At 66.9% G+C, this 8,243-nt stretch carries 11 protein-coding genes and 1 pseudogene; 4 read left to right on the top strand and 8 right to left on the bottom strand.

From position 1 onward, the window contains the following. Positions 1–240 precede the first annotated feature (240 nt). Complete coding sequence (locus tag ACFU6I_RS46895; RefSeq protein WP_384380255.1) at positions 241–534, bottom strand: hypothetical protein; 294 nt, start codon at positions 532–534, stop codon at positions 241–243. 18 nt (positions 535–552) lie between these two features. On the opposite strand from ACFU6I_RS46895, the gene ACFU6I_RS46890 reads away from it, so the two are divergent. Next, entirely contained in the window at positions 553–1,293 is a 741-nt protein-coding gene (locus ACFU6I_RS46890; RefSeq protein WP_384380252.1) for an SDR family NAD(P)-dependent oxidoreductase, read from the top strand. 157 nt (positions 1,294–1,450) lie between these two features. Here the strand turns inward: ACFU6I_RS46890 and ACFU6I_RS46885 are convergent, their stop codons facing one another. The 3 genes from ACFU6I_RS46885 to ACFU6I_RS46875 all read right to left on the bottom strand — a co-directional run bounded on the left by ACFU6I_RS46885 (position 1,451) and on the right by ACFU6I_RS46875 (position 3,616). Then, positions 1,451–1,885: a hypothetical protein gene (locus tag ACFU6I_RS46885; protein ID WP_384380249.1), complete on the bottom strand. Its 435-nt coding sequence runs from the start codon at positions 1,883–1,885 to the stop codon at positions 1,451–1,453. A 697-nt stretch (positions 1,886–2,582) separates the two neighbouring features. Next, positions 2,583–3,221: an IS630 family transposase gene (locus tag ACFU6I_RS46880; RefSeq protein WP_384380258.1), complete on the bottom strand. Its 639-nt coding sequence runs from the start codon at positions 3,219–3,221 to the stop codon at positions 2,583–2,585. Continuing rightward, positions 3,107–3,616, bottom strand: a complete 510-nt coding sequence (locus tag ACFU6I_RS46875; protein WP_384380246.1) for a helix-turn-helix domain-containing protein — start codon at positions 3,614–3,616, stop codon at positions 3,107–3,109. Before ACFU6I_RS46875 ends, ACFU6I_RS46880 begins: the two co-directional genes overlap by 115 nt. Positions 3,617–3,916: 300 nt before the next feature. On the opposite strand from ACFU6I_RS46875, the pseudogene ACFU6I_RS46870 reads away from it, so the two are divergent. Then, positions 3,917–4,039 (top strand): annotated as a pseudogene (locus ACFU6I_RS46870) (XRE family transcriptional regulator); the annotation flags it as partial. Between the two features lie 293 nt (positions 4,040–4,332). Here the strand turns inward: ACFU6I_RS46870 and ACFU6I_RS46865 are convergent. Then, positions 4,333–4,728: an SRPBCC domain-containing protein gene (locus ACFU6I_RS46865; RefSeq protein WP_384380243.1), complete on the bottom strand. Its 396-nt coding sequence runs from the start codon at positions 4,726–4,728 to the stop codon at positions 4,333–4,335. 5 nt (positions 4,729–4,733) lie between these two features. Beyond that, entirely contained in the window at positions 4,734–5,336 is a 603-nt protein-coding gene (locus tag ACFU6I_RS46860) for a CGNR zinc finger domain-containing protein (RefSeq protein WP_384380240.1), read from the bottom strand. Positions 5,337–5,357: 21 nt separating this feature from the next. Here ACFU6I_RS46860 and ACFU6I_RS46855 point away from each other — a divergent pair, with 21 nt between their 5' ends. Then, complete coding sequence (locus ACFU6I_RS46855; RefSeq protein WP_384380237.1) at positions 5,358–5,810, top strand: VOC family protein; 453 nt, start codon at positions 5,358–5,360, stop codon at positions 5,808–5,810. Between the two features lie 65 nt (positions 5,811–5,875). Here the strand turns inward: ACFU6I_RS46855 and ACFU6I_RS46850 are convergent, their stop codons facing one another. After that, the gene (locus tag ACFU6I_RS46850) at positions 5,876–6,256 is read right to left on the bottom strand and encodes a hypothetical protein (RefSeq protein ID WP_384380234.1); all 381 of its coding nucleotides are present in this window, start codon (positions 6,254–6,256) and stop codon (positions 5,876–5,878) included. Between the two features lie 180 nt (positions 6,257–6,436). After that, entirely contained in the window at positions 6,437–6,934 is a 498-nt protein-coding gene (locus ACFU6I_RS46845; protein ID WP_384380231.1) for a DUF6191 domain-containing protein, read from the bottom strand. A 96-nt stretch (positions 6,935–7,030) separates the two neighbouring features. Here ACFU6I_RS46845 and ACFU6I_RS46840 point away from each other — a divergent pair, with 96 nt between their 5' ends. Further along, positions 7,031–8,113: an integrase core domain-containing protein gene (locus ACFU6I_RS46840; protein WP_384380228.1), complete on the top strand. Its 1,083-nt coding sequence runs from the start codon at positions 7,031–7,033 to the stop codon at positions 8,111–8,113. Positions 8,114–8,243 lie beyond the last annotated feature (130 nt).

The following is an 8,243-nucleotide window of genomic DNA, read 5'->3' as shown; positions in this document are numbered from 1 at the left end:
CGCCCGACGAAGTTTCACCGGGTCCTTCGCCCTCCGGCTGATTCTCTGCAGCTTCCGGCCCTCCTCCATGCTCACCGGCCGGACGAACACACTCGATCGACGCCCCACGACCACCTCCAAGATCAGATCTTGGGGACAGTCTGCTGGCCGATGGGCAACAGGTCGACTACCTGGTCAAGCCTCCGTGACGTGCCACTAGAGTCCCAGGCACGGCCGCTGATCTGCGTTCTTCTCTACCTGTCAGTACGCAACAGGGACCAGCCCCAGAGAAGCGGCAATGTTGGCGAACATGAAAACCACGAGGATGCGGGGCAGCAACGTGTCCTCGCGGATGAACCGCAGCCCTTCGGTGAGCTCCGCGAAGTACCGCGACGTGTCTTTCGACAGGTTCGGAGCCTTGCGAGGCGATGCGCGGGGCACAGTCAGTCCCATGATCAGGGCTGAGAAGCGATCCGCTTTCCGACCAACCGGCTTGATCAGTCGAACAGGGTTCCTGCTCGGGTGTTCCTGCGGTGGCCCAGGTGTAACGGCCACCGTGGCAGGGTCCGCGGCATGAGGATTGAACAAGCGGATCGGCCCGTTGCTCTGGTCACCGGCTCGACGTCGGGAATCGGGGAGGCTGTCGCGCGGAGGCTGGCGACAGACGGGATACGGGTCGTCGTGCACTCACGGCGCAGTACGGAGGCCGGAGAGGCGCTTGCGGCGGAGCTCGGCGGGGCGTATGTGCGGGCGGACCTGGCGGTGGAGGACGAGGCCCGGGATCTGGTTGAGACGGTGCTCGGCCGGTTCGGGCGGCTGGACGTGCTGGTGAACAACGCGGGCATCAGCTGGCCCATCCCGCACGACGACCTGGCCGCGGCGACACCCGCTGACTGGAGACAACTGCTGGAGGTGAACCTGATCGCGCCATGGGTGCTGTGCACGGCGGCACTTCCGGCGCTGTGCAAATCCCCCGGGGGCGGCAGCATCGTGAACATCACCAGCCACGCCGGGGTACGCCCCAAGGGCTCGTCGGTGCCGTACGCGGCGAGCAAAGCCGCGCTCAATCATGTGACCCGGCTGCTCGCGGCGGCGCTCGGGCCCGAGGTACGCGTCAACGCGGTGGCGCCGGGGCTGGTGGACACGCCGATGACAAAGGACTGGGCACAGGCGCACGAGCTGTGGCGGGAGCGCGCGCCCATGCACCGCCCGGCCCAGCCCGCCGACGTGGCCGATCTGGTGGCGTCGCTGATCGCCAGCACGTACCTCACCGGCGAGGTCATCGTGCTGGACGGCGGGCTGAATTTGACCTGAGAAGCCATCCGCTCGCAACGGGCTTGTCTGGTCGAACAGGGTTCCTGATCGGGTGATCGTGCCGGTGGTGGTGCATGACGGCAGGGCCTCTTGCTAGTGCCGTATCAGGCAACGTTCGCCCTGTCGATGACGTCTTGTAGGTGCTGGTCGTCGGTGCCTACTTGGCGTGTGTCAGGTGTTGCTTGGCGGCGGAGACGACGTGGTGATGGGTCGCACGAGCGCACTCGTGCCAGAACGGTGTGGCGGTCAGGTACGCGCCGAGCACGGAAAGGATGCCGAGGGAGACATCCACGCTGAGGCGACCTTGCTTGGCCCAGTAGACGTCTTGCAGATCGAGGAGCAGAGCGAATTCGTCGGCGATGAGGGCGGTTCCTGCGCCGTAGGCAGCGGCAACGGCCGGGTGGCCGACGGCGCGCTCGTCGCCGCGTACGGCGATGATGCCAATGCCGGCAAGGATGCCGATGCCCAAGTTGTAGTGGTGCAGGTGCTTGCCGCCGGCGGAGACGTTCCCCCAGGGCAGCCATCCGCCGCGAATACCGTGGGTAATGGTCCGCACGCTTCCCCATGTGACCCCGAAGGCGATCCACGTCACGATCAGTGATCTTTTCGTGGGGGTGAGGTGCTGGCTTGCCGATTCGCGCCAGCGTGCGATGAGCGGCGGCCGGGACCGGTTCAGCTCTTGGGACGTATCAGTGACCACGAGGGTGACCTCCCGGATTCGGCGCAACAGGGTCCGCGTTCTGCTGCCTGGCATCGCCGACCGGAGTGGATGAATCCGCCGTGACGGGAGAAGTACGAACTGCCTGGGCAACGAAGTTCATGCAGCTGCGGCAGTAGCCGTCACGGTCGCACACGCCGTCTGGTGTCGACGCTGCCTTGTCGCCGAAGAGCCGAGCACACAGGACATTGGCATCGAGGAAGACACCATGCCACGAGGGTCCGTGGCCACTCCGGAGCCATTCTCCGTCGCTACGTCTTCGGCGCACATGTTGTACATCCGCCACCTTCTACTCGAACGCCATTGCGCTGCAGCTCAATGAGAACCCACGTCATTCAAGCTGGCGACTCAATCGCCCCGATCGAGTGAACTGCCCCACTCATTCACGTTCTGCAGAGGTCTTCGCATTGAACGCCTCCAGCCGATCCCACTCCGCATTCGTCAGATCCCCATGGCCCATAGAACCAGCCTGCCCCAACACCCCACTCGCGCCGGGAGATCCGAGAAACAGGAGCAAACAGACACGCCGCTCACGAGTGAAGATGACCAAGCACTACTAGTGCTGGGTTCCTTAAAGGCGGTACGTATAGCGGCGGCGTAGGTGTCGGGCTGGCGGGACGGGTCTGCCCCAGATCCAGGGTCTGGCTCGGGCGTTGAGCTGGGCTGTTGTGAGTTCGGTGGCCTGGGTGATCTCGTCGGGCCCGGCGAAGGTCTGGCCGGCGAGAGCGGCCTTGCGGAAGATCCGCCACCAGCCTTCCTGGAGGTTGAGCCAGCATGCTCCGACGGGTATGAAGACGTGCCGGATGCGGGGGTGGTCCTCGAGCCAGGCCCGGGTGGACAGGCTGTTGTGTGAGGACAGGTTGTCTGTGATCACGTAGATGTCGCCAACTGGGTTCGCTTGCTCCAGCTTCTGTAAGAACTGCTGGTAGAAGACGCTGTTGCGGGAGGATGCGGTCATGGTGACCTGCTGTCCGTCCGCAACGCGGAGACCGCCGTAGACCCAGGTCTTCTCCGGTCCGCGGCCGTAGTCCAGTTCTGCTTTGATGCGGTGTCCGTCCGGCGACCAGCCCGGCGCCGGTGGGAAAGTACGCGGGATCACCGGCCCGAGCTCGTCGACGCAGACGACCGTGGCGTCGTCGGGCGGGCGGGTGTAGAGGCCGACGACCCTCGTCCTTTTCCCTCGAAATCGGGGTCCTTCGAACGGATCCAGGAGCGGGTGCGGCGCCATCTGACGCCCTTGGCCAGCAGGATTCTGCGGACCTGGGAACGCCCCACCTCGATTTCGTGGCGGCGGGCGGCCTCGGCGAGGGCATCGAGTGTCCATTCAGGTGCACCCGACTCGTCCTCCGCCGCCAGTTCACCGTCCTCGTGCCTGGTCAGACGCCCCTGCGGAGCCTGCCTGGCCAGCGCGATGATCCAGGACCGCTCCGCCTCGGTGATCCGGCGCGGCCGACCGGCCACAGGCCGGTCCTCCAGCCCTTCCAGGCCCAGCGTGTTGAAGCGGTGCAGCCACCACCGCACCGTCTTGGCATGACAGCCCAGCTCCGCCGCGATCGCTGCAACCCGCAGACCGTCCCAGCTCAGAGCGATGATCCGTGCTCTCATCACCAGATCAGCCGGCGCTTTCCGCGCTCCCGCCAGCCTGGCGATCATCCTCTCCTCATCCGGCCCCGAAGCAGTCCGAGCCCGCAACAATCCCGGCACAACCCACCCCCAGCGGCTTCCCCAACGAAGGCTTTATACCCACAACTTGAGGAACTCAGCACTAGTGCCGCATCAGACAACCTTCGCCCCGTTGTGACGTGACGCGGCGTCCGGAGGATGCTCCAGGTGACGCTTCTACGTCAAGCTGTGCGGGTGGCAGAGCGAGTACGGGTCAGAGAGATCGATGACGACGAAGGGCAGCGGCTGCAGAAGATCGCCGCCGAAGGCCTCCAGGAGCGGTACTTCAAGGACGGCGGCCGCCGTGCCGACAGCCTCGTAGTCGAGTTCACCGACATCGACTACATCGAGCTCCACTATTCGTGAGACCCCCGCAGGCAGGTTTATCCCGGGTCGACAGGCGGTCGCCTGGCTTTGGGTTGGGTCGGGCCGGGGCGCGGCACTGGCCTTGCGACCAGCCCGTTTCCCCGACCCGCCCGCCAGCATCTCCAGATCTGATCCTGCTGAGCTGGCGAAAACCCGTAGTCACGCACCTGTACCTCCACGATCACATGATCATCCGTGGGTGGTGCGTTGATCACTTGAGGGTGCCACCGTTTGTGAGAGGAGTCCGACGTCTTGGTGCGTGTCGGTCTCTGGTCAGGTGTCGCACGCCGTCGTCACTGCCGGTCGAGGGCGGTAGCGACCTGGTCCATGACGCGCTGCCAGTGCGCCCGTTGCCGTTCGCGCTCTTCAGCGCTTGCCAGGTGCTCCTGGTGGAAGCGGAGCATCGTCCGGGCTCCGTCGGCTGCGGGGGTGAGGGCGACCTGGACCGTGGTGGTGCCGTGGGTGACGCGGATGCGGTCTGCGGGGCGGTAGCCGCGCACCTCGCCCGCCACTCCTTCGGTCGTCCGGTAGGGGGTGCCACGTTCCGGGGTGAGGACCGCGCCGGGGCCGAGCCAGAGGGCGATGCCTTCGGGGCTGCTGATGAACTCCCAGACGATAGCTGCGGGGTGGGGCAGGGTGCGGGACACGCCGATTTGCCAGCCGGCGTCCTTGGTGAGTCCTGTGGGCATGGCGGTCATCCTTCCTCGGTGTGGCGGGCGCGCAGCGCCCTGACTTTGTGGCGGTTGCCGCAGTGCTCCATGGAGCACCAGCGGCGGCGGCCGGGGCGTGAGGTGTCGACGTAGATGAGGTGGCAGTCCTCGGCGGCGCAGGTGCGGATGCGGTGCGCGAAGGGGCCGGTCAGCAGCTCGACGGCGTCCCGGGCGACGGTGGCCGCCAGGTGCGTGCCGGTGGGGGTTCCGGCCCACTGTCGCTTGCCGGTCGGCGTGATGGTGGGGGCCATGGCCGGACGGGCGGCTGCTTCGTTGATGGCCTCGAGGTCGCGGGGCGGGTGAGGCTTGCCGCGCGTGTGGGCGATGATCACCCGGAACAGTGCGTCGCGCAGCCCTCGCATGTCGGCCACTTCCGCTTCGGAGATGTCCAGTGCGGGCGTCGGGGTCAGCCGCGACCGGTCCGCCCAGGCGGCCAGGTCGGCGGGCTCGTGCAGGGCCTCGTACCGGCGGTAGAGGCCGGGGCCGCCGGTGGTCAGCAGTTCCAGGCACAGCGCGCCGGGGTCGAACCGGTAGGCGACGCCGGTATGGGAGTGCAGCGTCAGCCCCTTGGTTGCCGAGGAGTCCATGTAACCAATATAACTGGTTACATGGCATTGAGTTGGAAGCTGGTCATCGACAGCACGAACGCACCGGTCCTCGCGGACTTCTGGGCTGCGGCCTTGGAGTACGAGGTAGAAGACCCCAGCGCTCTCATCGAGCAGCTGCTGGTCGCCGGCCAGATCGGCGAGGAGGAAGTCACCGAGCATCGCGGCCGCAAGACCTTCCGAGGCTATGCCGCGATCCGCCACCCCGAGGACCCGTTCAACGAAACCAGCGGCGTCGGCCTTGGTCGACGACTGCTCTTCCAGGACGTACCCGAAGGCAAGAGCGGCAAGAACCGCCTGCACCTCGACATCCACAGCGAACCCGGCGGCCTCGACAAGCTGTTGGCCAGGCTGGAAGACCTGGGGGCGACCCGCGTCCGAGAGGTGAACAAAGGGCCAGCCGGGCACTGGTGGATCATGCAGGACCCGGAGGGCAACGAGTTCTGCGTGGCGTAAGTCCGGCCCCGGCCTGCTGCGGAGCATTGGTTCTCCGGCACCGGAGGACGGGGCTCATACGCTGCTCAGGACGCCGATCCGGTCGTACCGTGCGGCGTCGGCCGCGGGGCCTTTGAGCCTGGCGCCGTGCGGGGGCCGGGCACCGTCGCCGCCTGGGTGGCCAGGTCCAGCTCCAGGCGGCTGTTCATGTTCAGCTCGAAGCGGCCGTAGGGGTTCACGTGCGTCCAGAACAGCGGGGACAGCGCCCGCCAGTCGGCGTTGGTGAGCGTCTCGGCCCACTTCGGATCGCACGGTTCGACGCCCGGCAGGACTCCCGTCACGAGCACCTGGCCGACAACGACCGCGGCCGCGCAGAGCTCCAGGCGCTGCGCGAGCTGGGCACGCTGACGCAGGCTGGCTTCGTTCACTTTCAGCAGCGTTTGTTGACGAGTTTCGACAGCAGTCATTGATCCTGATGTTCACAAGAAGTGACGGCGGTGGCTCGCCGGGCAGGTCGACCGACTGCTCATGGGGCAGTGTGGTGGGAGGGGATGACGGCCTTGGGATCATCGGTGCAGCCATTAATGATCTTCCTGGAAGCGGACCGTCGGCCGGCGGCGAATCGGCTGCCGGTGTCCGGTCCGTGCTCAGGGCTTCGGCGTCCACCGGACCACCGCTGTACCGGCTTCCAGGTCCACCCCCATGCAGGGCGGCGCGCCGTCCAGCGCGTCGTCCTTCAGGACCTGTTCCTCCACCCGGTGCTCGATCTCCACGCGCTTTGCCGAGTTGAGGAACGCATGCAGCTCATCGGCGACCGACGCCCCAACACCCAGACCATGACGCGGTGTGCGGGCCGCGAGGGCATGTCGCAACCAATCGGGCCGGCCGGTACGGACGACGACGTAGCGGGCCGAAGCAAGCAGGAACGGCACCATCACCAGCACGGCCATGACTAAAAGGCTCGACATCATCACCATGCAGGCCCAACGTCCGGCGCCGTGCGGCCGTTCCTGGCGGTCCACCAATGCGACGGCGGCCCTGGGTTCCACCCTGGGTGTCGCCCGGTCTGAGACATAGCGCCGGACCAACTTCATGCCAGCACGGCGACCGCGCTGGATCGCCACGTACAGCTCGACCTCGGACATCTGTGGCATGACCAGGCCTGTGGGGCTCGTAAAGTCATCGCTGCGGGTGGGAGCTCGCGTGCAAGGCCCCTCGGCGGTGCCTGGGATGCCGCACCAGTGATCATCCCGCTGCTGTACCGGGCCACCCGGGCGTTGCTGTCCGTGCCTGCGGTCCTGCTGCGCCGGGACACCGTCAAGGACGCCGAACTGCTGGTGCTGCGGCACGAGAACGCGGTGCTGCGACGACACCTCAGCGGTCCGGTCCGCTACGAGCCCGCAGACCGGTTCTGGCTGGCCGCGCTGTCGTCGCTGATACCACGCCGCCGCTGGAGCTGTGCCTTCCCGGTCACGCCGGGGACACTGCTGGCCTGGCACCGCAGGCTGATCGCCAAGAAGTGGGACTACGCCGACCGACGCCGCACCGGCCGCCCTCCCACGGCCGCCGCGCTCAAGAAGCTGGTTGTGCATCTGGCAAAGGAGGACCCGCGGTGGGGCCACCGGCGGATCCAGGGGGAGCTGGCCCGGCTGGGGCATCCGATCGCACCGTCCACGGTCTGGGAAATCCTGCACGCGGCCGGCATCGGCCCGGCCCCGCGCCGCACCGGCCCGAGCTGGTGCGAATTCCTCACCACCCAGGCCGAGGGGATCATCGCGGCGGACTTCTTCCACGTCGACACGATCACCGGCAGGCGGCTGTACGCGCCGGCGTTCCTTGAACACGGCACCCGCCGGCTCCACATCACCGGCATCACCGCCCACCCCACCGCGCAGTGGGCGACCCAGCAGGCCCGCAATCTGACCGCCGACCTCGGCGCACGCCTCGAGTCGCTCCGCTTCGTTCTCCGCGACCGCGACAGCAAGTACACCGACTCCTTCGACGCCGCCTTCGAGGCCGAAGACATGGACCTTCTGCTCAGCGCGCCACAGGCGCCGCGCATGAACGCCCACTGCGAGCGAGTGATCGGCACGATCCGGCGCGAGGTCCTCGACCACATCCTGATCGTGAACGAAGCCCACGCCCACCAGGTCCTCGCCAAGTACCAGGAGCACTACAACACGCATCGGCCACACCGATCACGAGACCAACGACCACCCGAAGTCCGGGAACAGCCAGCGGTATTGCACGATCGCGTGCCCCGCAGGCTCCTGCGTACCCGCGTCCTCGGCGGGGTCGTCAACGAGTACCGATACACGGCCTGAGCTGCAGCGATGACTTTACGAGCCCCACAGGTTCGCTCGTGTTTCGCACTTTTTGGATCACTGGGTCGGTGAACTGGTGTGTGATGATGCGCTCGATCGGGTGGTGAGAGGCCGTACCTCTCATGGGGTG

It is taken from the genome of Streptomyces sp. NPDC057486 (assembly GCF_042802415.1).
Taxonomy (GTDB): domain Bacteria; phylum Actinomycetota; class Actinomycetes; order Streptomycetales; family Streptomycetaceae; genus Streptomyces; species Streptomyces yanii.
Note: the sequence above shows the minus strand (reverse complement) of the source record. Positions and strands in the feature narration are given on the sequence as shown.